The organism is Polaromonas sp. P4_H1 (genome assembly GCF_056400945.1).
Genome location: NZ_JBFUKG010000015.1, coordinates 66,724 through 91,031, shown reverse-complemented (window position 1 = coordinate 91,031; position 24,308 = coordinate 66,724). Strand labels below are relative to the sequence as shown.

Here is a 24,308-nt window from a genome sequence, read left to right as displayed (position 1 = left end):
CCGCATCCCGCTATTTCAAAAACTTCAGCTGCTTCGAAACCACCGTCAGCTCCACAAACGATGAGGCGCTTCGCGTGACGCTGCTGAAGGCCAAAGGGAAGCCGCTGAAGTTCAAGGCCGGCATTTGTTCCAACGCCGTGCCCAAAGCCGCGGCGCTCGGCTCACGGGGTTTTGCCCGCTTCAAGGCCTCCGTCAGCCAGCGGGCGGCAATGTAGCCTTCCATGCTGGCGAAGTCGGGCTTGACCTGACTGGCGGCGCAAAAGCCCAGGAACTCGCGTGAGATCGCTGTGGTGCCACCCCACGGAAACGGCACGACCTGGGCCACGGATATTCCGACTGCGAGCTGACCCAGCTGATCGAGCAGCACCTGTCCGCCCACGGTGGACACGGTGTAGAAACTGCCGCCGAAACCAGCCTTGCGCGCAGTCCGCACGAAAGCCGCACTGGCGCTCGGGTTGGCCGCCAGGATGATGGCTTGGGGATTGGCTGCAACGAGTGCCGCCACGGCCGGGCCCACGTCGGCGCTGCCCCGGGAAACGCTGGCGCTAACGCTGCTGGCGAGCTTGGCAGCATCGGCCGCCTGGACAAACGAATCCCTGATCTCCCATCCCGCCGATTCGTATTCGAACAGCAGTGCCACCCGTGTGATGCCGGTGGAACTGGTATGCCGGATAATCTGGCGGATTTCGTCGCGGTGGCCGGCACGCAGCAGGTACACGTTGGTGTTGTCGCGTTGCCGCAGCACGTCCATGCCGCTGACCGGCGCGATGAAAGGCACGCCTTCTTCCATCGCTCCCTGCATTCCTTCGCGGTTGGCACCTGGCCCAGCGAAGCCGAAGAAACCGGCGACTCCGTGCGTGCTGGTCAGGAGCTTGGCGTTGGTGGTTGCACGCTCAACCACGCCGCCGTCATCGAGCGTAATGAGTTCGATGCGATAGCCCCCCGCGCCGCCCTGGCTGTTGGCCAAATTGAACCATCCCAACGCGGCGTCGCGGAACTGTCGCCCCACCGCACCGTTGGCGCCCTTCAGCGCGGTCGACTGGCCCAGCCGCACAACGCCATCCGCGGATGGCTTCCCGGTCGCGAGGCCCAGGATCGGCCGCGACAGCCCGGCCGCCGCCGTACAGGCCAGCGTAATGGCCTTTCTTCGGTTCATTGAGATGAGGCTCCTTTTTTTTGGCGGCCCGGGACGGGGCGGCCGACCTACCAGCGCAGCGCAGCCGTGTGCACAGGCGCATCCCACAGGGATTTCATTTCCTCGTCCAACAGGGTGACGGTCAGCGAGGCGCCGGCCATCTCCAGCGCGGTCGTGTAGTTGCCGACGAGCGACCTTGCCACCGTCAGGCCCTGGCCCTCAAGCAGTTGATTCGCGCAGTGATACAGCAGGTACAGCTCGATCAGGGGCGTGCCCCCGAAGCCGTTGACGTGCAGCAGAACCTCTGCGCCGGGCTTGGGCTGCAGGTCGCCCAGGATGGCTGCCATCAGCTCGTTGACCAGTTCCTGCGCAGGGCGCACCAGCCCGCGCCGGCGCCCGGGCTCCCCATGGATGCCCACGCCGAATTCCATCTCATCCTCGGCGATATCGAAGGTCGCCCGCCCCGCCGCCGGCACGGTACAGCTGGTGAATGCCACGCCCATCGACGCGGTACGGCTGTTGACCCGGTCTCCCAGCACCTTGCATTGATCCAGGCTGGCACCGGCCTCGGCCGCCGCGCCCACCAGCTTTTCCACGATCAGCGTGCCGGCCACGCCGCGCCGCCCGGTGCCGTGGGTCGAACGCTCCACGGCGACGTCGTCGTTGACGAGCACGGTCGCGCAGGGCTGCTGCATCATCTCCGCGGCCATCTGGAAGTTCATCACGTCGCCCGCGTAGTTCTTGACGATGAACAGCACTCCCTTGCCGCGGTCCACCGCCGCTGCGGCGGCCAGCATCTGGTCCGGCGTCGGCGAGGTGAACACCTGGCCGGGGCAGGCCGCATCGAGCATGCCTGTGCCTATAAAGCCGCAGTGAAGCGGCTCGTGGCCTGAACCACCACCGGATATCAGGGCCACCTTGAGTTGCGGCAACTGCTTGCGCGTGACGAACGTTGGATCCAGGTGCAGGGTCAGCAGGTCTCTGTGCGCGGCGGCCAGTCCTTGCAGCGATTCCTGCAGCAGTTGCTCCACATCGTTGACGAATTTTTTCACGATGCTGCTCCGACAGTCAGCATGTCGCACACAGCGAACAGCGCGACCTGACTGGTCTTCGCACCGGGGTCGATATGCCCCAGGGCGCGCTCGCCGAGGAAATGGGCCCGGCCTTTGGTCGCGATCATGTCGCGGGTGGCCAGCATGTTGAGCTCCGCTTCTTCCTTGAGGCGGGCACACAGTGTGTCAAGGTCGCATCCCTCGTCGGCCAGGCGCAGCAGCAGCCGCGAGGCGGGGATGAGCACGTCCAGCATCGTCTTCTCACCCAGGTCGGCTTTGCCGCGGCTCTTGATGGCTTCGACGCCTGCGGCCAGGGCGTGCGCGAAGTGCTTCGCATCCGGCTCGACCGAGCCTTCCAGCTCCTTGCCCATGGAGATGAAGAAGCTGCCGATCAGCGGCCCCGAGGCGCCGCCTATGGTGCTAAGCAGTTTCATTCCGATGCGATTGAACGCCTGCGCCGGCGACAGCGGCACCAGTTCGGGCGTGATCGCTGCGATGGCTTCGCAGCCGCGCCGTACGTTGATGAAGTGGTCGCCGTCGCCGATGGCACGATCCAGCGATTCGATCTGCTGCTCGTTGGTCAGGATGGCGGCATGTACCGCCTGGGCGGCCGTGATAATGTCTTGAGTGTTCATGGGGTTGGTCTCGTTAGGAATAGGGTCTCAGGCTGCAAGCCGCTTTCCGGCCTGGTCGAACAGCAGGCGCTGGCCAGCCGGAAAACGCAGGCGGATACGGGACTGGGGAGGAGGCGCAGCGCTTTGCATCAGGCGGGCGCGCACCTCAACGCCGGCGTGCTCGGCGATGACGTGATGCTTGAGCAAGGAGGACTCGATAACTGTGCACTCAAAGCCATCGTTCTCACCTGCCAGTTCCACGTCCTCGGGCCGAATGCCGACGCTGGCCGCCGCAGCCGGATGCTGGCCGACGAACCACCCCGCTGGCAGCACGTTGATCGCCGGCGAACCGAGCCGCTGCGCCACCTGCACCGACACGGGCGCCTCGTAGATCTCCTCGGGTGTGCCGATCTGCTGGATGTGTCCGGCTTCCAGGATGGCAATACGGTCGGCCAGCGTGGTGGCCTCCACCTGGTCGTGCGTCACGTAGACCACGGTGGTGCCGCTTTGGCGTTGCAGGCGCTTGAGTTCCACGCGCAGTTCCTCGCGCAGCTTCGCGTCCAGCGAAGACAGTGGTTCGTCCATCAGGTAGACACGCGGCTCCCGCACCAAGGCGCGGCCGATGGCTACGCGCTGCATTTCACCGCCCGACAGGGCCGTGGCTTTGCGCTGCAGCTTGCTTTCGATGTGCAGCGTGGCCGCGACCCGCTCCACTCGCTGCCGGATTTCCGCCTCGGGAATACGGCGCAGCGGCGCGCGCAGCGGAAACGCCAGGTTGTCGAACACTGTCAGATGCGGGTACAGCGAATACTGCTGGAAGACGAAGGCGCAATCGCGCTGGGCCGGCGCTGCGGTGGTGACGTCTTCGCCGTCCATTCGCACCAGGCCGGTCTCGGGTTGCTCCAGCCCGGCGATGATGCGCAGAGTCGTGGTTTTCCCGGCGCCACTGGGGCCAAGCAGCACGAAGAATTCGCCGTCGGCGATCTCCAGCTGCAGGTCGGTCAGCGCTGCGATGTCGCCGAAATGTTTGTGGATGCCGTGTAGGGAAATACTAGCCATGGCGCATACTCGGTTGGTGGGCGATAGTGGTGGCGCTGGGCAGCAACCGTTCAGTGGCCGCGTCGAAAAGCACCACCCGTTGGGTGTCGAAGGCGAGGCCGACCTGCTCTTGCAGGACCGGCCGCACAGACTTGTCGACCAGCACTTTCAGCGGCCCCGCATCGGTTTGCACCTCGGCGACCCAGTGCGAGCCGAAGTACTCGACATGCTGCACGCGACCACTCAGGCTGCCCTTGCCTGGCGCCTGCAGGCGCACGTGTTCGGGTCGCACGCCCAGCAGCACTGACGGGGAAGGAGCTTCGACCGTAGGTACATCAATAGTTCCGCTCGCCCCCCGCACACCGGTGTCGCCGCGGACCACGGGCGCATCGACTTTGAGCAGGTTCATCGGCGGGCGGCCGATGAATCGCGCCACAAACAGACAGGAGGGAAAGCTGTAAATGCCATGCGGGTCGTCGGCCTGGAGGATCTCGCCCTCATTCATCACCACGATGTGATCGGCCAGCGCCATCGCCTCGTTCTGGTCATGAGTAACGAACACGGTGGTCGTCTTCAGCCGGTCGTGCAGCCTGCGCAGTTCCACGCACATCAGTTCGCGGAATTCGGCGTCCAGCGTGCCCAGCGGCTCGTCCATCAGAAAGGCCTTGGGTTGGCGCACGATGGCGCGGCCCAGCGCCACGCGCTGCCGGTCACCACCGGCCAGACCGGTGACCCGCGAACCCAGCAGGTGCTCTATACGCAGGACGGCGGCGACCTCCTGCACGCGTCGGTCTATCTCGGCGCGCGACACGCCCTCATTGCGCAGGGGGAACTCCAGGTTGCCACGCACCCCCATGTGCGGATAGAGCGCGAACAACTGAAACACCATCGCAATATCGCGCTCGCGCGGCCTGAGATATGTAACGTCCTGGTCGTCCAGCGTGATGCTACCGCCCGTGGGGTACTCCAGGCCGGCGATCATCCGCAGCGTGGTCGTCTTGCCACAGCCCGAGGGGCCGAGTAGCACGACGAATTTGCCGCTTTCGAGCACCAGCGAGGAGCCGCGCACTGCGGTGAAGTCGGCAAAGCGCTTCTGCAGGTTCTGGATTCGTATTTCGCTCATGATCGCCTCAGTTTTGCGGCAGTTTGCCGGCGATGGAATAGCCGATCACGCCGGCCAGCAGCACTGTGAAGGCATAGCTGTAGACCTCGATGGACCAGGGTTGCATCAACATCACCAGGCCCAGGCCGATCAGGGTGGCTGTGCCACGTTCCCAGGGCGCGCGGCGCAGCCAGCGGGGGGATTTGCGGGACTTCATTTTCGAATGGCTCCGAAGGTCACGCCGCGCAGCAGGTGCTTGCGCAGCAACACGGTGAACACCAGCACCGGCAGCAGGAACAGCGTCGTGCCGGCTGCCATGGCGGGCCAGTCGAGACCGCCTTCGCCGATGATGGTGGGGATGAAAGGTGGCGAGGTCTGCGCCGTGCCGCTGGTGAGCAGCAGCGCGAACGCGTACTCGTTCCAGGCGAAGATCAGGCAGAAGATCGAGGTGGTGGCGATGCCGGTGGCCGCCTGCGGCAGCACCACCTTCAGGAAGGCCTGCCAACGCGTGTAGCCGTCCACCATGGCCGCCTCCTCGTACTCGCGCGGGATTTCGTCCATGAAGCCCTTGAGCAGCCACACTGCAAGCGACAGGTTCACGACGGTGTACAGCAGGATCAGGCCCAGGTGGGTGTCGTTGAGCCCCAGGTGGCGAAACATCAGGTAGATCGGGATGGCCACCGCGATCGGCGGCATCATCCGGGTGGACAAGATGAAGAACAGCCAGTCGTCCTTGCCCGGCACCCGAAAGCGCGAGAACGCATAGGCCGCCAGTGTGCCCAGTACCACCGACAGCAGGGTCGAACCAAAGCCGATCAGCAGCGAATTGAGGTAACGGTCTGAAAAGCGCGAGGGGCCGGCCAGGATCATCTGCTGTTCACGGACCAGGCCTTCGTACCAGCTCGTAGCCGGTGGTTGCGCCGCCAGTTCTTCTGCGGACACGCGTGAGCGTGTGGTGAACAGGTTGACGTAGCCAATCAGGGATGCCTCGGCCACCACCTTGGGCGGATAGGCAATGGCATCCTGCGGGGTGCGCAGGCTCGTCATGAAAATCCACGCCAACGGGACCAGCGAGATGATGGTGTAGGTGATGACCAGGACGCCGGCGAACCATTTGGCGAGTGACGTCGGCTCCAGCGGGCTGTGGGGGATGGTTTTCATCTCTGTTTCACCTTGTCCAGGAAACGCACCGTCACGAGCGACATGCCGTAGATCGCGACGAAAAGGATGATGGCGAAGGCCGAGCTGTAGCCGGTGCGCCATTTCTCGAAAGCCTCGCGCTTGAGGTGGATCGATGCCAGCTCGGTCACCGAGCCGGGGCCGCCATTGGTGAGGTTGTCCACCAGGTCGAACATCTTGAAGTTCTCGATCGAGCGGAACAGCAGTGCCAGGATGATGAAGGGCATGACCATCGGCAGCGTGATGCGCCAGAATTTGGTCCACTCCGAGGCACGGTCGATCTCGGCCGCCTCGTACAGATAGGGCGGGATGGAGCGCAGCCCGGCCAGCAGCAACAGCATCACGTAAGGCGTCCACATCCAGGTGTCCACCAGCACGATGGCCCAGGGCGAAAGCTGCGTGTCGCCCAGCATGGTGAAGTTGCCGGCGCCGCCGAAGAGGCGCGCGATGGCGTTGAAGATGCCGTACTGCGGCTCGAAAAAATACTTCCAGAAGGTGCCGACCACTGCCGGCGCCAGCATCATGGGCAGCAGGATCGCGGTGCTCCAGAAGCTGTGCGACCTGAACTTGCGGTTCAGCAGCAGGGCCAATGCGAAGCCCAGCAGTAGTTGCAGGGCAATCGACCAACACAGGAAGTGCGCCGTGGTGCGCATGTTCTCCCAGATTGCCTCATCGCCAAGTACGCGCTGGTAGTTGGACAAGCCCAGCCACACCACTTCTGCATTGGGCCGGTTGGCACGGAAGTTGGTGAATGAGAGATAGATCGTCCACAGCAACGGGAAGATGTTGAAGGCCAGCAGCAGCAGGATAGTGGGGCCCACGAAGAGCCAGGCTAGCGCCCGGTCTGACAGCCCCCGCAAGGCCAGGAGCGGACGCTGCACTGACGCGGCGGAGGCGGCCCGATGGGCGGGGCCTACCGGTTCCGGGAGATTAGCGCTGGGTACCGCTGCAGGCGGCGGTACCCATTGCGTGAATTCCGTGGATTTCACTTGATTTTCCCGTCTTCCTTGAACACCTGGATCCAGTCCTTCAGAAGCGCGTCCAGAGCGGTGTTGGGCGTGCCTTTGCCGGCGACCACGTACTCATGTACACGGTTCTGCATGGCCAGCAAAAGCTGCGCATAGGTGGGCTCGGCCCAGAAGTCCTTGACGATCTTCATGGAGTCCAGGAACACCTTGGCGTATGGCGTGCTGGTCTCGAAACCCGGGGCTTCCAGAATGGACTTCATGCAGGTGAAGCCGCCGCCGTCCCACCACTTTTTCTGAATGGCAGGCTGCGCGAACCACTTCATGTACTGCAGCGCCATGTCCTTCTTGTCGGAGTACTTCACCACCGAGATACCCTGACCGCCGAGCTGCGCGAACTGCTTGTCGCCCTTGGGGATGGGGAAGAAGCCGGTCTTCTCGCCACCGACCTGCGGGTCCTTGGAGATACCAGGGAAGAAGGCGATGAAGTTCATCTGCATCGCTACCTGGCCCGACTTGTAGGCGTCCAGGTCCTCGGTCATGTAGGCGTTGCCGTGACCGGGCGGCACGCAACAGTCATACATGTCCTTGTAGAACTTCAGGCCCTTCACGGCGCCGGGGCCGTTGATGTAGCCGTTCATGTCGTATGGCTTCTTCGGGTTGTCGTACTCCATCCCGTAGGCGTACATGGTGTTGGTGACGCCCATCGTGATGCCTTCTGAGCCGCGCTCGGTGTACAGCGCGGCGCCGTAAACCTTCTTGCCATCAATGACACGATTCTGGAAGAACTGGCCGATCTGCTTGAACTCGTCCCAGGTCTTGGGCGGGGCCAGCTCGCGGCCATGCTTGCTCTTGAACTCGGCCTGCAACTCGGGGCGGGCGAACCAGTCCTTGCGGTAGGTGAAGGCCACGGCATCGCCCATGGCCGGCAGCGCCCAATAGTTCTTCGTGCCCTTGGGCCAGGTCGAATAGCCCTCAACCGTCGCCGGCATGAAGTCGCTCATCTTGATGGCGTTCTTGTCGAAAAAGTCGTTGAGCTTGACGTAGTGGCCTTCGGTGGCGGCCGAACCGATCCACTGGCTGTCGCCGATCAGCAGGTCGCACAGTTTGCCCTTGGAGTTGAGCTCGTTGAGCATGCGCTGGGCGAAATTCGGCCAGGGCACGAACTCGTATTTCATCTGGATACCGGTCTTGGCGGTGAAGTCTTTCGACAGTTCCACCAGCGCGTTGGCCGGGTCCCAGGCGGCCCAGCACAGGGTCAGCTGCTTGTCCTGCGCGCTTGCACCCAGCGCTGTCAATCCCAGTGCAGCCCCGGCCAGCAGGCGCCAGAGGGTTGATTTGGCTTTGCTCATGTGTTCGTCTCCTTACGGTGCGTGGCGGGCCACGCTTGGGTTGCAAATGGAAGCGGCGATTCGGGTGCATCTGCCCGCTTGTTTTTTCGGCCTCATCCGCCGATCAGCCCAGGTCATTGACCGGTCTGATGTGATTGATGGTAATCACATCATTTAATGCATCAATCAATAGAAACCCTAATAGATGAATATTCCAGACATTTACGAGGCTGCTCTGCCTCTGCTGATCGAAATTGAGGTACATTCTTGGCAGGAAGGGCGGCCGAAAGATTGATTTATTTAAAATCACCTTGGCCGCAAACCCATCGATTCAATGGCAGCCACCATCAACCAGATAGCAGAAGCTGCGGGCGTAAGTACCGCCACGGTTGATCGCGTTCTGAACAATCGACCGGGCGTCAACCCGGCAACGGTGGATCGGGTCCGCACAGTGATGCAGGCGCTCGGTGCCGCCACTCCAGCCCGCGGCCGCCCACGGTCCACGCCCAACTACCGCTTCGGGTTTGTGTTGCCCGCTTCGCGGCGCGGTTTTTTCGACATCATCGACCGCGTCGTCGCCCAGGCCGCCGGTGATTTCAGGCACCAGCACATCACTGAAATCACCCATCGCCTGCCGAACCAGGACGGCGCGGACTTCGCTCAGGAACTGGCCAAGATGACCGATCTGGACGGCATCGCCCTGCTGGCGCCTGATGTGCCGCAGGTCAAGCTGGCCATCAATGAACTGGCTCGAAGCGGCGTGCATGTGGTCACCCTGTTTTCCGACGTCGCCGGTTCGCTGCGCGAGACCTTTGTTGGCGCGGACAACCGCGCAGCCGGGCGGACTGCGGGCATCTTGCTGGGCCGCTGCCTGCCGCGCGACGAGCCCGGGCGCTGCGCCATGCTGTCGCCGGCTACACGATTCGCCGCCGAGATCGACCGGCGCATCGGCTTTGCTCAAGTGCTGGAGGAGCGGTTTCCCAACGCCCGGCTGATCGAGCTGTCCGACATGCCAGAATCGGAAGACCAGGCCTACACATTTGCGCGACAATTCCTCGATCCGGCTCAGACCGATGGGAAGTTGCACGCCCTGTACAACTTGGGCCCGGGCTCGCATGGCGTCAGCCGCGCCCTGCAGGAGTTAGGTTACGACAGCTCGCTGGGATTCGTGGTGCACGACCTGCTGGAGATGCACCGCTCGCTGCTGGTGGCCAACGTCGTCTCTTATGTGCTGCAGCAGGACGTGTACTACGCAATCATGACCGCCGCCAAGGTATTGCGGCTGCTTTGCGAAGACGTGCGCGGCGCGCTGGCCGTGAGCAACCCCCGGATAGAAATCATCACTGCGGAGAACCTCGCGTGACAAGGCACGCCCGCAGTGACCATAATCGGCCCACTATCCACTACGAGCCGCGATGAAGAAATTCACCAACCTCCCGAGCGACCTCGTGTTTGAAAGCCTGCTGGGGTTCGGGGCCGCCCATGCCCAGCTGGTGGCCGTGCATCTGGACCCGCTGTTCGTCACGCGCAAGAACCCCACGCCGTCCAAGGTAGCGCTGATCTCCGGCGGTGGATCGGGCCACGAGCCGCTCCACACCGGCTTCGTCGGCACCGGGATGCTCGACGCCGCCTGTCCCGGGCAGGTGTTCACCTCGCCGACGCCCAACCAGATGCTGGCTGCGGCCAAGGCCGTCGGCGGCGAGGCGGGTGTACTTTTCATTGTCAAGAACTACGCCGGCGACTTGATGAATTTCCAGATAGCCATGGACATGATGGACAGCGAATACGCCTGGGTCCTGGTCAACGACGACGTATCGGTCGACTCGGCCGGGCATCCCACGGGCCGCCGCGGCGTTGCCGGAACGCTGGTGGTCGAGAAGATGGTCGGCGCGGCTGCGGAGCGCGGCGCCGACCTGGCCGCCTGCAAGCACCTGGGTGACCGCGTGAACGCCTGCACTGCCTCCATGGGGGTGGCTTTCAGCAGCTGCACCGTGCCGGAGGCGGGCGTGCCGACTTTTGAGATCGGCCCTGACGAAATGGAGATCGGCGTGGGCATTCATGGCGAACCCGGGCGCCGGCGCGGGGCGTTCCAATCCGCTACCGCTATCGTTGACGAGCTGATGGACGAGATCCTGAAAGACTTGAACCCGAAGCAGGGGCAGGAGGTGCTGCTGTTCGTCAACGGCCTCGGCGGAACGCCGTTGATGGAGCTTTACCTGCTGTACCAGCTGGCCAGCGAGCGCCTAAGCCATGCCGGCCTAGTTCCGGCGCGGTCGCTGGTCGGCAACTACACCACTTCGCTTGAAATGGCCGGCGCTTCCCTGACCGTAACGCTACTGAACGAAGAGCTGAAGGCGCTTTGGGATGCTCCGGTGACAACGCCGGCCTTGCGTTGGTAGTGATTCTCCGGATGCGATCGGCTTGTGGTGACGCACCTACAAGGGATCGCCACGCAACTTGATCGATAGGGTTGACTGGGGTTCCTCACTGACGGATCGCAGGGCACATTCATTGATGGAAATCATCTAGGCCAACTGCCTGCTACCGCCCAATAGCGTTATCACAACGTTCAGTCCAAGGGCTCTCGACAAGGCCAGTGATGTGTACGGAGTCATAGGCCGATTTTCAACAATCCGTCAGTGCCATCCGGTAAATCTCAAAAATCACCAAACTCGACATCATGTCGAATTTGAGCAAGTGCGCGTCTGCCCGGCGCAAGTTGGCGTACCAGGGACATCCAACAATGGACGCAGATTCATTGGACCCCCTCACGAGCGACTATGCGCGGCCAAAACTACTCTCTCTGGAGCCTGCTCAAGCACGGCTTCAAAAACCACCAAACCTGGGAACCTGCCTGGGAGCGGGTGGCGTTAAAGGCATCCTACGACGTGGTGATCGTCGGCGGCGGCGGGCACGGCTTGGCCACGGCCTACTACCTGGCCAAGAACCACCCGCAGGTCGGCAAGATCGCAGTGCTGGAAAAAGGCTACCTGGGCGGCGGCAACACCGCGCGCAATACCACCATCGTTCGCTCCAACTACCTGTGGGACGAATCGGCCGCCATCTATGAGCATTCGCTCAAGCTGTGGGAAGGCCTGACCGAGGACCTGAACTTCAACGTGATGTTCAGCCAGCGCGGCGTGTTCAACCTGGGCCATACCCTGCAGGACATGCGCGACATCGAGCGCCGGGTCAACGCCAACGCGCTGCAAGGCATTGACGCCCATGTGCTGAATGCGCAGGAAGTGAAAGAAAAGATTCCCCAGCTTGACTGCAGCCGCAGCCGCCGCTTCCCAGTGCTAGGTGCCAGCTGGCAGCCGCGCGCCGGCATCGCCCACCACGACGCCGTGGCGCGCGGCTTTGCCCGCGCCGCCAGCCGCCTGGGCGTGGATCTGATCGAGGGCTGCGAAGTCACCGGCATGGACATAGCAGGCGGCAAGATCCGCGGCCTGCAAACCAACCTGGGCGCCATCAAGACCGACCGCGTGGGTTGCGTGGCCGCCGGCCATTCGTCGGTGCTGGCCAAGATGGCTGGCCTGCGCATGCCGCTGGAAAGCCATCCCCTGCAGGCCTTTGTGTCCGAATCGATGCAGCGCGTGATTGACACCGTGATCATGTCCAACGCAGTCCACGGCTACCTCAGCCAGTCCGACAAGGGCGAACTGGTTATCGGCGCCGGCATCGACAGCTACCTGGGCTACGGCCAGCGTGGCAGCCCGCACGTCATAGAGCACACGGCCGCCGCCATCATCGAGCTGTTTCCCCAGTTCTCCCGCGTGCGCATGAATCGCCAATGGGGCGGCATTGTGGACGTGACGCCTGACGCCTGTCCCATCATCTCCAAGACCGCGGTGCAAGGCCTGTTTTTCAACTGCGGCTGGGGCACCGGCGGCTTCAAGGCCACGCCGGGCTCGGGCCATGTGTTTGCCGACATGCTGGCCAAGGGCGAACCGAACACGCTCGCCAAATCCTTCTCCGTAGACCGTTTTCACACGGGCCACCTCATCGACGAACACGGCGCCGCAGGCGTCGCACATTGAGCGTAGACGACTATGTTTTTATTGCACTGCCCCCACTGCGGAGAAACGCGGGACGAAGAAGAGTTCAGCAACGCCGGTGAAGCCTATATCCCCCGCCCGCTCCAGCCCGAAGCCGTAGACGACGCCACCTGGGGCGACTACGTTTTCATGCGCAAGAACACCAAGGGCTGGTTCTGGGAGCAATGGCAGCACACGGCAGCATGCCGCAAGGTGTTTGCCGTAAAACGCAACACCGCCACCTACGAGATCGCCGGCACCTGGACCCTGGCCGAAGGCAAGGCGCTGTTTCTGGCCGACATGGCCAAGGAGCAAACGGTATGAGCGGCATGAGAGTCCCCCAGACCGACACGCGCATTGACAGCACGCGCACGGTCAAGTTCACCTTCGATGGCCGCGACTACACCGGCCACCCCGGCGACACGCTGGCCTCCGCCCTGCTGGCCCACGGCGTGCGCCGCATGGCGCGCAGCTTCAAGTACGGCCGTCCGCGCGGCATCATCGGCGCCGGTGCGGAAGAACCGAATGCACTGGTGCAGCTGGGCGTGGGCGCGCTGACCACGCCGAACGTCAAGGCCACCCAGGCCGAGCTGTATGACGGCCTGAGCGCCCGCTCCACCTCGGGCTGGCCCTCGCTGGACTTCGATCTGAAGTCGGTGCTGGGCCAGGGCTCGCGCTTCATGCCGGCCGGCTTCTACAGCAAGACCTTCAAGTGGCCGCAAAAGCTCTGGCCGCTGTATGAAACCGTGATCCGCAAGTTCGCCGGCTTTGGCGACGCACCGACCGAACCCGATTCCGAGAACTACGACCACCTGCACCACCACGTGGACGTGCTGGTCGTCGGCGGCGGCGCCTGCGGCCTGCTGGCCGCGCTGCAGGCCGGTCGCGCCGGGCTCAAGACCGTGCTGCTGGACGAACAAAACGAACTCGGCGGCTGGCTGCTGTCCGACCCGCATGCGCAGATCGACGGTCGCAACAGCGATGCCTATATCCGCTCGGTGCAAGCGGCTCTGGCCGGCATGCCGCACGTGACGGTGCTGACGCGCACCACCGCCTTCGGCATGTACGAGCAGAACCTGGTGCAGGCCGTGGAACTGGTGCAGGACCATATCGCGCCAGAGCAGCGCCAGGCCCATCTGCCACGCCACCGCATGCACAAGATCCGCGCCCACCATGTGGTGCTGGCCACCGGAGCCATCGAACGCCCGCTGGTGTTTGGCAACAATGACCTGCCCGGCGTGATGACCGTCTCGGCGGGCCAGACCTTTCTGCACCGCTACGGCGTGCGCGTCGGCCAGCGGGTGGTGATCTGCGGCACCAGCGACCTGGTCCACGACTGCGCCGAAGGCCTGGCCAAGGCCGGCGCCACCGTCACGGTCGCCGATGTGCGCCATGGCGCGGTGGCGCGCAACAGCAGCTACACGGTGATGGCCGGCCACGGCATTGCCGAAGTCACCGGCGGCAGCGAAGTCAAGGGCGTCAAATTGGTGCCCCTGCATGGCACCCGCGACGAAGTGGCCGGCACCGGAACCTTCATCGCCTGCGATGTGGTGCTGAGCTCCGGCGGCCTGTCACCCACGGTGCACCTGTTCTGCCACGACGGCAGCCGCCCGCAATGGGATGAATCGGTAGCGGCCTTTGTAGCGCCACGCACCGGCCGCAAAGGCGTGGCCTGCGTGGGCGCGGTCACCGGTGCGTTCGAGCTGGCGGATGCGCTGGCGCAAACCACCGAAGTCATGGAGCAACTGCTGAAAGCCTGTGGCAAGGACGAACTGCTGCAAGCCCCGCTGTGCGTGCAGCCCAAGCGCCTGGCGGCCCGCCCGATGTTCCGCTTGCCCGACGGCAAGGCTGAAGGCGTCGGCGCCAAGGCCTTTGTCGACTATCAGAACGACGTCAGCGCCGCCGACATCGAACTGGCGGTGCGCGAGAACTACCACTCGATCGAGCACGTCAAGCGCTACACCGCGCTGGGCTTCGGCACCGACCAGGGCAAGCTGTCCAACGTCAACGGCTTCGTCATCACCGCCCGCGCACTGAAGCGCCCGGTGAACGAGGTTGGCACCACCACCTACCGCCCGGCCTACACGCCAGTCAGCCTGGGCGCGCTGGCCGGGACCATGACGGGAGAACTGTTTGACCCGAACCGCTACAGCGCCATCCACGCCTCCCACGTGGCACGCGGTGCGGCACTGGAGCCAGTCGGCCAGTGGCAACGCCCCTGGTACTTTGCCAAACCCGGTGAAGACCTGCACGCCGCAGTCGCCCGCGAATGCCTGGCGGCCCGCAATGGCGTGGCGGTAATGGACGCGTCAACCCTGGGCAAGATCCAGATCGACGGCCCGGATGCGCGCGAATTCCTGAACCGCATCTACGCCAACGCCTGGACCCAGCTGGCCGTCGGCAAATGCCGCTACGGCCTGATGCTGGACGAAAACGGCATGGTGATGGACGACGGCGTGACCGCCTGCATCCAGCAAAACCAGTTCTACATGACCACCACCACCGGCGGTGCGGCCCGGGTGCTGAACTGGCTGGAGCGCTGGCACCAGACCGAATGGCCCGAACTCAAGGTATGGATGACTTCGGTGACCGATCATTGGTCCACCATCGCCCTGGTGGGACCCAAGTCCCGCGCGGTGCTGGCAAAGCTGTGCTCCGACATTGACCTCTCGCCCGACAACTTCAAGTTTATGGACTGGCGTGCGGGCACAGTATGTGGCCTGCCCGTCCGCGTGTTCCGCATCAGCTTCTCGGGCGAGTTGTCGTATGAGTTGAACGTCGAATCCGGCTACGGCCACGCGCTGTGGGAGGCCGTGATGGCCGCCGGTGCCGGGTTCGACATCACGCCTTACGGCACCGAAACCATGCACGTGCTGCGCGCCGAAAAAGGCTTCATCATCGTCGGCCAGGACACCGATGGCTCGATGAGCCCGCTGGATCTGGACATGGCCTGGGCCGTCGGCATGAAGAAGCCGTTCAGCTTCCTGGGCAAGCGCTCGCTGGCGCGCAGCGACACGGCCCGCGAAGGCCGCAAGCAACTGGTAGGGCTGTTGCCCGAAGACCCGGCCAGTGTGCTGGTCGAAGGTGCGCAAATCATGGAAAGCGCCACCACAGGCGCGACCAACCAGATGCTGGGCCATGTGACTTCCAGCTACCACAGCGCCTTCCTGGGTCGCTCCATCGCCATGGCCGTCGTCGCCGGTGGTCTGCAGCGCAAAGAGCAGACCCTGTATGTGCACGCTCACGGCAAGGTCACGCCCGTCAAGGTCGGCGGCAGCGTATTCGTGGATGTGAAAGGTGATCGTCAAAATGTTTAATCCGCCAAATGTGATGCTGAAATCCGCTCTGCACGCCTTTGACCTGCCTACCCGCGTAGCAACGCCCACCAGAGAGAGCCGGGTGATCATGAGTGAGCTGCCCCACATGGGCTACATCGTGCTGCGCGGCAAGGCCGACGACACGGCTTTCATGCAAGGCGTAGCCGGTGTACTGGGCCAGGCCCTGCCGACCCAGCCGATGACGGTTTTACCCACCAACGCCGGTGCGGTGCTGTGGGTCTCGCCCGACGAATGGCTGCTGGTCTGCAAGCGTTCGACCCGCAATGCGCTGCTGATCGCGCTGACCAGCGCGCTCCAGGATGTGTTCGCCCAGGTGGTGGACAACAGCGGCGGCCTGACGGCGCTGCGCATCACAGGGCCCGACCACATGCTGCTGCTGCGCCAGCTCGGCCCTTACGACTATGAGAGCCTGGCCGTGGGCCGCTGCGCCAGTACCGTGGCTTCCAAGACCGGCTTCACCGTGGTGCGTACCGACACCGCCGGTGTGGTCCTCGTGTTCCGCCGCAGCTTCGCCGATTACACCTGGCGCCTGCTGGAACGCACCGCCAAGCCTTACCACCTGTGCATCACCAGCCCGGTGCAATGCGTCGACCCGATTTTCACCCCCTTGTTCGAAATCGTTTGAGGACTCTCCCCCATGACAACTGAAAACTTCTTCTCCGTGGGCGTGGCACAGGCCGATGCAGCGGTCAACACAGCCATGAGCCACGAACTGCAGCGCCAGCGCGACCAGATCGAACTCATCGCCTCGGAGAACATCGTCTCCCAGGCCGTGCTCGAAGCCCAAGGCTCGGTGCTGACCAACAAGTACGCCGAAGGCTACCCGGGCAAGCGCTACTACGGCGGCTGCGAGCATGTGGACGTGGTCGAGGCCCTGGCCATCGAGCGCCTATGCAAGCTGTTTGGTTGCGAATTCGCCAATGTGCAGCCCCACTCCGGTGCGCAGGCCAACACCGCGGTGATGCTGGCGCTGGTGCAGCCTGGCGACACGGTGCTGGGCATGTCGCTATCGGCTGGCGGCCATCTGACGCACGGTGCCAAGCCGGCGCTGTCCGGAAAATGGTTCAAGGCGGTGCAATACGGCGTGCGCCGCGCCGATTCGCTGATCGACTATGACGAAGTCGAGGCCTTGGCCGTCGAGCACAAGCCCAAACTCATCATTGCGGGCTTTTCCGCCTACCCGCGCACCATCGACTGGGCGCGCTTCCGCGCGATTGCTGACAAGGTCGGCGCATTCCTGATGGTAGACATGGCCCACGTGGCCGGCCTGGTGGCCACCGGCGTCTACCCCAGCCCGGTGCCGCACGCTCATGTGACGACTTCCACCACCCACAAAACCCTGCGCGGCCCGCGTGGCGGCGTGGTGCTGACCAATGACGCAGAGATCGCCAAGAAGATCAACTCCGCTGTGTTTCCCGGCTCGCAAGGCGGCCCGTTGATGCACGTGATCGCCGCCAAGGCCGTGGCGTTTGGCGAGGCACTGCAGCCTAGCTTCAAGGCCTACACCCAGCAGGTGGTTGCCAATGCAAAGGCCTTGGGCGCAGTGCTCAAGGCCGGCGGCCTGGACCTGGTGACGGGCGGCACCGATAACCATTTGTTGCTGGTCGATTTGCGGCCTCTGGGTCTGAAGGGCAACCAGACCGAAGTGGCGCTGGAACGTGCGGGCATTACCTGCAACAAGAACGGCATCCCGTTTGACGATGAAAAGCCAACCATCACCTCCGGCATCCGCGTCGGCACGGCCGCAGGCACCACGCGCGGCTTTGGCGTGGCCGAGTTTGAAGAGGTCGGGCGTCTCATGCTCGAAGTCTTCAACAGTCTGAAAACCAATCCCGCCGGCGACGCAGCAGTAGAAGCCTCGGTCTACGCCCGCGTCAAAGCCCTGACAGCCCGCTTCCCTCTCTACGCTTGAAAGAACCCACCATGAGCACCCTGCACCAAGACGCATTGATCATCGACGGCCTCATTATTTCCAAGTGGGACCGCTCGGTGTTTGAAGACATGAAAAAAGGCGGCATCAGCGCTGCCAACTGTACTGTCTCGGTGTGGGAAGACTTCAAGGGCACGGTGGCCAACATAGCCCAGATGAAGCGGCTGATTCGCGACAACAGCGACCTGCTGACCCTGGCGCGCACCACCGCAGATATCGAGCAAGCCAAGAAGGACGGCAAAACCGGCATCGTGCTGGGCTTCCAGAACGCCCATGCATTCGAAGATCAGCTGGGCTACATCGAGGCCTTCCACGACATGGGCGTGCGCGTGGTCCAGCTCTGCTACAACACACAAAACCTGATCGGCACCGGCTGCTACGAGCGCGATGGCGGCCTGTCGGGCTACGGCCACGAGGTAGTGGCCGAGATGAACCGGGTCGGCATCATGGTCGATTTGTCGCACGTGGGTGCCAAGACCTCCGAAGAAGCCATACTGGCGTCCAGGAAACCAGTCACCTATTCGCATTGCCTGCCCGCAGGCTTGAAAGAGCACCCGCGCAACAAGAACGACGAACAACTCAAGTTCATCGCCGACCACGGCGGCTTCATCGGCGTGACCATGTTCCCGCCTTTTCTCAAGCGTGGCATTGAAGCCACGGTGGACGACTACGTGGAAGCGCTGGACTACGTGATCAACCTCGTCGGCGAAGACTGCGTGGGCGTGGGCACCGACTTCACCCAAGGCTATGGCGACGAGTTCTTCGAGTGGCTGACACACGACAAGGGCACCAACCGCCGCCTCACAAAATTTGGCACCGTGCAAAACCCGCTGGGCATCCGCACCATCGGCGAAATGCCCAACCTCACCGCCGCGATGGAGCGGGCGGGCTGGTCGACTGGCCGCATCACCAAGGTGATGGGGCGGAACTGGTTGCGTGTGTTTAGTGAAGTCTGGGGCGCCTGATCCGCGCTGTTTTTCATTGATTCCAAAAGGAGTATTGCAATGTTGAAGAGGACGAATCTGGCCAAATGGTTGGCTGCCGGGGCGATGAGCCTGGCACTGCTGGTTTCAGCGCAGGCCGAGACTGCATTGAAGCATTGGCCACCCGAAGCGGCTGCGCAGCTGGATGCCTTGATCCAGGCAAACGCCCACAAAGGCGCATTTGCCGTGTTCGACGCCGACAACACCAGCTACAACAATGATCTTGAAGAATCCTTGCTGCCCTTTCTGGAAATGAAGGGCATTTTGAGCCGCGACAAACTCGACCCCGCGCTGAAGCTGATTCCGTTCAAGGACATTGATGGCCACAAGGAGAGCCTCAACAGCTATTACTACCGCCTCTGCGAGATCGACGACCAGGTCTGTTACCCCTGGGTGGCCCAGGTATTTTCGGGCTACACCCTGCGTGAGCTCAAGGGCTGGCTCGATGAAATGCTGGCTGCAGGCAAACCTATTCCGGCCACGTATTACGAGGGCACGACGGTCAAGACCGTTGCGGTCAAGCCGCCGAAGTTCTACACAGGCATGCAGGAGCTCTACAACCGGTTGATGGAAAACGGCATTGAGGTGTACGTGATGAGTGCGGCCAGCGAGGAGTTGGTGCGCATGATCGTGGCCGACCCCAAGCATGGCTACAACGCCAAGCCGCAAAACGTCATCGGTGTCGGCTTGCTGCTCAAAGACCGCAAGACCGGTGAAGTTACCAACGCACGCAAGCTCATTTTGGAGAAAAAATATAACCAGGCCGCCTTGCTGGACCATGAACTGACATCTTATCTATGGGCACCGATGACCTGGTTTGAAGGCAAGCAGGCTGCCATTTACACCTACATCGACGAGTGGAAAAAGCCCATTCTGGTTGCGGGCGACACCCCCGTCAGTGACGGCCCGATGCTGTTTCGCGGCACCGATGTAGAGCGTGGTGGTCTGCGCGTGTGGGTAAACCGCAAAGACAAGTACCTGGTGCAGATCCAGGCCATGCAGAAAAAACACGCCGAAGCCCAGAAGGCCCAAGGCCTGCCGGTGACGGCCGACCGCAACTGGATCGTGGTGAAACCAGACCAGATTCAGTAAGCCTGCGATAGCCCCATCAACAAGGTGATGGGGCGGAACTGGCTCAGTGTTTTCCGTGAGGTCTGGGGCGCCTGATATGCGCTACCCGATACCGATTTTCTTGCACCTTTCTTTCATCAACCAGGAGTACCCGTACCATGACCCGCACACACACGTTTTCAACCCGCCAACGTCGCCAGTTCCTGGCCAAAACCCTGGGGCTGTCCGCGCTGGCGCTCTCGGGCACGAGCGCTTTCACCCAGACCAAACCGACGATCAAAATCGGCTTTGTGGATGGCTGGTCCGACAGCGTGGCCACGACCCACCTGGCGGCTGCGATCATCCGCAGCAAGCTGGGCACCCCGGTGGAGTTGGTACCACTGGCCGCAGGCATCATGTGGCAAGGTGTGGCGCGGGGCGACCTGGATGCAACGCTGTCGGCCTGGCTGCCGGTCACGCACGAAGCCTATCTGACCAGTTTCAAGGACAAGGTGCAAATCCTGGGTGCCAACTACCCTGGCGCCAAGATCGGCCTGATCGTGCCCGACTATGTGAAGGCCACCAGCCTGGCTGACCTGAACAGCCACCGCGCGGATTTCGACAACCGTATCGTCGGCATCGACGCGGGCGCAGGTGTCATGCGCAAGACCGAAGAAGCCATCAAGGCCTATGGCCTGGAAATGCGTTTGCTGCCCAGCTCTGGCCCTGCCATGGCGGCAGAACTGGACCGCGCCTACCGCGCCAACAAGGCCATTGCCGTGACCGGCTGGATTCCGCACTGGATGTTCGCCAAGTACAAGCTGCGCTTCCTGGCCGATCCAAAAAACATCTACGGCGCCGAAGAGCATGTGGACAGCGTCATCAACCCTGCGCTGAACACCAAGGCCCCGGCAGTCGTGGCCTTCCTGAAAAAGCTGTCGTGGAAGCCCGAGGAAATCGGCGCAGTGATGCTGGCCGTCGAAGGTGGTGCCAAGCCCGATGCAGCAGCCGAAAAATGGATTGCCGACAACCCAGCACGCGTAGCTAGCTGGCTCTCTTAAGCCCCCCGACCATCTGAGGACGCGCACGATGCACCCCCAACTCCCCATTGAAGTGAACGCCGACACAGGCGTCTGGACCACCGACGGTTTACCGATGATTTATGTGCCCCGGCACTTCTTCGTCAACAACCATGTCGAAACCGAGGCCGTGGTGGGGCGGGAGGTGTATGCCCCGGCGCTGTACAAGGCCGGGCACCGCTCGGCCTACTTCTGGTGCCAGCAAGAATCGGCGACCCATGGCCTCTCCGGCATGGCGGTGTACGAGCACTACCTCAAGCGCTTGTCGCAACGCGGTTGGGGTCTGTTTTCGTTCATCGAAGCGGACGCCAGCACCGGCCACGCCCAAGTCAAGCTGGAGAACTCGGTCTTCGTACTGGCGCAAGGCATTGCCGGAGTGCCGGTAGACCACAGCAAGGTCTGCTACCTGTTCGCCGGCTGGTTTTCAGGCGCAATGGACTGGGTGCTGGAGACAAGCGGCTCCGCCGTGCGCACCACCAGCACCGAGACCCAATGCGCGGCAGAAGGCCACGCCCACTGCGTCTTCACCGTCAGCCCACGCTAGAGTTTTGCCATGCGCTACCCGCATTTGTTTGAGCCCATCCGCCTGAACCAGGTTCTGCTGCGCAACCGTATCGTCAGCACCGCGCATGCCGAGGTGTATGCCGAAGGCGGCAACCCGACCGAGCGCTACATCCGGTACTACGAAGAAAAGGCCAAAGGCGGTGTGGGCCTGGCGATTTGCGGCGGCTCCAGCCCGGTGTCGCGCGACAGCCCCTGGTCGTGGTGGAGCTCGATCAACCTGGCCAAAAATTCCGTGATCGAGCCGCTGAGCCGGTTGGCCGACACCATGCACAAACATGGCGCCAAGCTGATGATCCAGGCCACCCACATGGGGCGGCGCAATGCCTGGCACGGCTTTGACTGGCCGCACCTGGTCAGCCCTTCCGGCATCCGCGAACCGGTGCACCGTGGTAACGCAAAAACCATCGAGATCGAAGAAATTCGCCGCATCGTGGCCGACTACGGCCGGGCCGCCAAGCGCGTCAAAGACGCCGGACTGGATGGCATCGAAATCTCTGCCGCGCACCAGCAGCTGGTCGACCAGTTCTGGAGCCCGCGCGTGAATCATCGTACCGACGAATACGGCGGCAGCCTGGAAAACCGCCTGCGCTTCGGCATGGAAGTGCTGCAAGCCGTGCGCGAGCAGGTCGGCGCGGACTTCTGCGTCGGCATGCGCATGTGCGGCGACGAATTCCATGAAGACGGCATCAGCCACGAGATGGCCAAAGAGATCGCCCAGGCCATGTCTGAAAGCGGACTGATCGACTTCCTGAGTGTGGTGGGCTCGGGTGCCGACACCCACAACACCCTGGTGAACTGCATGCCACCGATGGCGCTGCCGCCTGAACCCTTTGTGCACCTGGCCGCCGGCATCAAGTCGGTTTCCAAAGTGCCGGTCATGCACGCGCAAAGCATCCGCGATGCATCGCAGGCCGAGCGCATTCTGGCCACCGGCATGGTGGACATGGTGGGCATGACCCGCGCGCAGATCGCCGACCCGCACATGGTCATCAAGATCCGCGACGGCAAGGAAGACCAGATCAAGCAATGCGTCGGTGCCAACTACTGCATCGACCGCCAGTACAACGGCCTGGATGTCCTTTGTATCCAGAACGCTGCCACCAGCCGTGAAGAAACCATGCCGCATGTGATCGAGAAGACCACCGGCGTGCGCCGCAAGGTGGTCGTCGTCGGCGCCGGGCCAGCGGGCCTGGAAGCCGCCCGCGTGGCGCGCGAGCGCGGCCACGAGGTGGTGCTGTTCGAGAAGAACACGATCGTCGGTGGACAGGTGAATCTGGCCGCCAAGCCGCCCAAGCGCGAGCAGATGGCCGGCATCATCCGCTGGTTCGACATGGAAACCGTGCGCCTGGGCGTGGACCGCCGATTCGGCGTGGCCGCCACCCCGGAAATGATCCAGGCCGAGCAGCCCGACATCGTAGTGCTGGCCACCGGTGGCCTGCCGCACACCGGCCAGACGCCGGCCTGGGGCGCGGCCGAGGGCCTGTGCGTCAGCAGCTGGGACATCCTGTCGGGCGCCGTCGCACCGGGCGAAAACGTGCTGGTCTATGACAGCATCAGCACCCATGCGGGCACCGGCGTGGCCGACTTCATCGCCGCGCGCGGCAAGCTGGTGGAGATCGTGACGCCTGACGTCAAGGTAGCCGATGACGTAGGCGGCACCACCTTCCCGATCTTCTACCGCCAGCTCTACGCCAATGCCGTGATCCAGACGCCGAACTTCTGGCTGGAAAAGGTCTACAGAGAACACACCAATGAAGGCGACAAGCTGATCGCCGTGTTGAAGAATGAATACACCGAGGCACTGGAAGAGCGCGCCGTGGACCAGGTGGTGGTGGAGAACGGTATCCTGCCGAACGACGGCCTGTACTGGCAGCTCAAGCCGCTGTCGCTCAACAAGGGCCAGACCGATATCGACGCCTTGTATGACGCACTACCGCAACCCGGTTTGAGCCAAGCCACCGGCAACGGGGATTTTCTGCTCTACCGCGTCGGCGATTGCGTGTCAATGCACAACATCCACGCGGCGATCTACGACTCGCTGCGCCTGTGCAAGGATTTTTAAGCAATGGCCGCCCTGACCCCGATGTCCGACTGGATACTTTCGCGCCGCTTCGCGTTTGAAGGGCAAGACGTTCGCTACGAGATTTTCGGCGAGGGTCCGCCGCTCGTCCTGGTACACGGCACACCATGGTCCTCGTTCAACTGGCGCCATCTGATCCCGGCACTGTCGCAGCATTGGTCAGTGCACGTCTACGACCTGCTCGGTTATGGGCAGTCAGAGATGGCAAGCGCAGGCGCAGACCAGGATGTATCGCTCGAGGTACAGGGCCGCCTGCTCGCCGCCTTGCTCAAACACTGGAAGCTCGAGGCACCCCGAGTCATCGCCCACGATTTCGGTGGCTCCGCCACGCTGCGCGCGCACCTGCTGCACGGCTGCGATTTCAAGCAGATCGTGCTGGTCGATCCCGTCGCGCTGAAGCCCTGGGGCTCACCGTTCTTCGCGCATGTACAAAAGCACAAAGCCGCGTTCCAGGGCGTGCCCGACTACATCCATGAAGCGATCATCCGTGCTTACGTTCAGGGCGCAACGCATGCGGCGATGCCGGATGACACGCTCGCCGGCATCTTGAAGCCGTGGCGGGGGGAGCGTGGGCGACACGCGTTCTATCGTCAAATCGCGCAGGCTGACCAGCGTTACACCGATGATTTGGAGCCGCTCTATGCACGCATCGCTCGCCCGGTGCTGATCGCCTGGGGCGAGGCCGATCGCTGGATTCCCGTCGAGACCGGCCGGCGGCTGCACGCAGCGATTCCCGGCTCGCGCTTCACCGCGATTGCCAACGCCGGCCACCTGGTGCAGGAAGACCAGCCGCAGGCGCTGCTCGGCGCGGTCGAGAACTTTCTGCGGTGA

Annotated in this window: 22 protein-coding genes; 13 read left to right on the top strand and 9 right to left on the bottom strand. The window is 63.1% G+C overall.

What is annotated here, in order from left to right:
* Window positions 1–10: 10 nt before the first annotated feature.
* From AC1DS5_RS18780 to AC1DS5_RS18740, 9 genes are read right to left on the bottom strand one after another with little or no spacing between them, the layout of a single operon-like run.
* The gene (locus tag AC1DS5_RS18780) at window positions 11–1,156 is read right to left on the bottom strand and encodes an ABC transporter substrate-binding protein (protein WP_477719769.1); all 1,146 of its coding nucleotides are present in this window, start codon (window positions 1,154–1,156) and stop codon (window positions 11–13) included.
* 47 nt (window positions 1,157–1,203) lie between these two features.
* Window positions 1,204–2,187, bottom strand: a complete 984-nt coding sequence (dhaK, locus tag AC1DS5_RS18775; RefSeq protein WP_477719768.1) for a dihydroxyacetone kinase subunit DhaK — start codon at window positions 2,185–2,187, stop codon at window positions 1,204–1,206.
* Entirely contained in the window at window positions 2,184–2,822 is a 639-nt protein-coding gene (gene dhaL, locus AC1DS5_RS18770; RefSeq protein ID WP_477719767.1) for a dihydroxyacetone kinase subunit DhaL, read from the bottom strand. Before dhaL ends, dhaK (AC1DS5_RS18775) begins: the two co-directional genes overlap by 4 nt.
* Before the next feature lie 27 nt (window positions 2,823–2,849).
* A complete protein-coding gene (locus AC1DS5_RS18765; protein WP_477719766.1) occupies window positions 2,850–3,860 on the bottom strand; it encodes an ABC transporter ATP-binding protein in 1,011 nt (336 codons plus the stop codon).
* Window positions 3,853–4,962: an ABC transporter ATP-binding protein gene (locus AC1DS5_RS18760; protein WP_477719765.1), complete on the bottom strand. Its 1,110-nt coding sequence runs from the start codon at window positions 4,960–4,962 to the stop codon at window positions 3,853–3,855. Before AC1DS5_RS18760 ends, AC1DS5_RS18765 begins: the two co-directional genes overlap by 8 nt.
* 7 nt (window positions 4,963–4,969) lie before the next feature.
* Window positions 4,970–5,158, bottom strand: a complete 189-nt coding sequence (locus AC1DS5_RS18755; RefSeq protein ID WP_477719764.1) for a hypothetical protein — start codon at window positions 5,156–5,158, stop codon at window positions 4,970–4,972.
* The gene (locus AC1DS5_RS18750; RefSeq protein ID WP_305635827.1) at window positions 5,155–6,102 is read right to left on the bottom strand and encodes a carbohydrate ABC transporter permease; all 948 of its coding nucleotides are present in this window, start codon (window positions 6,100–6,102) and stop codon (window positions 5,155–5,157) included. Before AC1DS5_RS18750 ends, AC1DS5_RS18755 begins: the two co-directional genes overlap by 4 nt.
* Window positions 6,099–7,109: a carbohydrate ABC transporter permease gene (locus AC1DS5_RS18745; protein WP_477719763.1), complete on the bottom strand. Its 1,011-nt coding sequence runs from the start codon at window positions 7,107–7,109 to the stop codon at window positions 6,099–6,101. The genes AC1DS5_RS18750 and AC1DS5_RS18745 overlap by 4 nt, the downstream gene beginning before the upstream one ends.
* Complete coding sequence (locus AC1DS5_RS18740; protein ID WP_477719762.1) at window positions 7,106–8,437, bottom strand: ABC transporter substrate-binding protein; 1,332 nt, start codon at window positions 8,435–8,437, stop codon at window positions 7,106–7,108. The genes AC1DS5_RS18745 and AC1DS5_RS18740 overlap by 4 nt, the downstream gene beginning before the upstream one ends.
* Window positions 8,438–8,750: 313 nt before the next feature.
* Between AC1DS5_RS18740 and AC1DS5_RS18735 the strand changes: the two genes are divergently transcribed.
* From AC1DS5_RS18735 to AC1DS5_RS18675, 13 genes are all read left to right on the top strand, one after another.
* Window positions 8,751–9,779 carry a LacI family DNA-binding transcriptional regulator gene (locus tag AC1DS5_RS18735; protein ID WP_477719761.1) on the top strand — a complete coding sequence of 343 codons (1,029 nt, stop codon included), beginning with the start codon at window positions 8,751–8,753 and terminating at the stop codon, window positions 9,777–9,779.
* Between the two features lie 52 nt (window positions 9,780–9,831).
* Complete coding sequence (dhaK, locus tag AC1DS5_RS18730) at window positions 9,832–10,815, top strand: dihydroxyacetone kinase subunit DhaK (protein ID WP_477719760.1); 984 nt, start codon at window positions 9,832–9,834, stop codon at window positions 10,813–10,815.
* Between the two features lie 381 nt (window positions 10,816–11,196).
* Complete coding sequence (locus AC1DS5_RS18725) at window positions 11,197–12,456, top strand: sarcosine oxidase subunit beta family protein (RefSeq protein WP_477719759.1); 1,260 nt, start codon at window positions 11,197–11,199, stop codon at window positions 12,454–12,456.
* Between the two features lie 12 nt (window positions 12,457–12,468).
* Window positions 12,469–12,777, top strand: a complete 309-nt coding sequence (locus AC1DS5_RS18720) for a sarcosine oxidase subunit delta (RefSeq protein ID WP_477719758.1) — start codon at window positions 12,469–12,471, stop codon at window positions 12,775–12,777.
* Complete coding sequence (locus AC1DS5_RS18715; protein WP_477719757.1) at window positions 12,774–15,770, top strand: sarcosine oxidase subunit alpha family protein; 2,997 nt, start codon at window positions 12,774–12,776, stop codon at window positions 15,768–15,770. Before AC1DS5_RS18720 ends, AC1DS5_RS18715 begins: the two co-directional genes overlap by 4 nt.
* Window positions 15,771–15,783: 13 nt before the next feature.
* Window positions 15,784–16,416, top strand: coding sequence for a sarcosine oxidase subunit gamma (locus AC1DS5_RS18710; protein ID WP_477719756.1), 633 nt, complete (start codon window positions 15,784–15,786; stop codon window positions 16,414–16,416).
* 12 nt (window positions 16,417–16,428) lie between these two features.
* Window positions 16,429–17,703 carry a serine hydroxymethyltransferase gene (locus tag AC1DS5_RS18705; protein WP_477719755.1) on the top strand — a complete coding sequence of 425 codons (1,275 nt, stop codon included), beginning with the start codon at window positions 16,429–16,431 and terminating at the stop codon, window positions 17,701–17,703.
* An 11-nt stretch (window positions 17,704–17,714) separates the two neighbouring features.
* The gene (locus tag AC1DS5_RS18700; protein ID WP_477719754.1) at window positions 17,715–18,686 is read left to right on the top strand and encodes a dipeptidase; all 972 of its coding nucleotides are present in this window, start codon (window positions 17,715–17,717) and stop codon (window positions 18,684–18,686) included.
* A gap of 39 nt (window positions 18,687–18,725) precedes the next feature.
* A complete protein-coding gene (locus AC1DS5_RS18695; RefSeq protein WP_477719753.1) occupies window positions 18,726–19,796 on the top strand; it encodes an HAD family hydrolase in 1,071 nt (356 codons plus the stop codon).
* A gap of 137 nt (window positions 19,797–19,933) precedes the next feature.
* Complete coding sequence (locus AC1DS5_RS18690; RefSeq protein WP_477719752.1) at window positions 19,934–20,815, top strand: glycine betaine ABC transporter substrate-binding protein; 882 nt, start codon at window positions 19,934–19,936, stop codon at window positions 20,813–20,815.
* A gap of 28 nt (window positions 20,816–20,843) precedes the next feature.
* The gene (locus tag AC1DS5_RS18685; protein ID WP_477719751.1) at window positions 20,844–21,377 is read left to right on the top strand and encodes a DUF5943 domain-containing protein; all 534 of its coding nucleotides are present in this window, start codon (window positions 20,844–20,846) and stop codon (window positions 21,375–21,377) included.
* A gap of 9 nt (window positions 21,378–21,386) precedes the next feature.
* A complete protein-coding gene (locus tag AC1DS5_RS18680; protein ID WP_477719750.1) occupies window positions 21,387–23,459 on the top strand; it encodes an oxidoreductase in 2,073 nt (690 codons plus the stop codon).
* A gap of 21 nt (window positions 23,460–23,480) precedes the next feature.
* Window positions 23,481–24,308 (top strand): alpha/beta fold hydrolase, encoded by an 828-nt coding sequence (locus AC1DS5_RS18675; RefSeq protein ID WP_477719811.1) that lies wholly within the window; start codon window positions 23,481–23,483, stop codon window positions 24,306–24,308.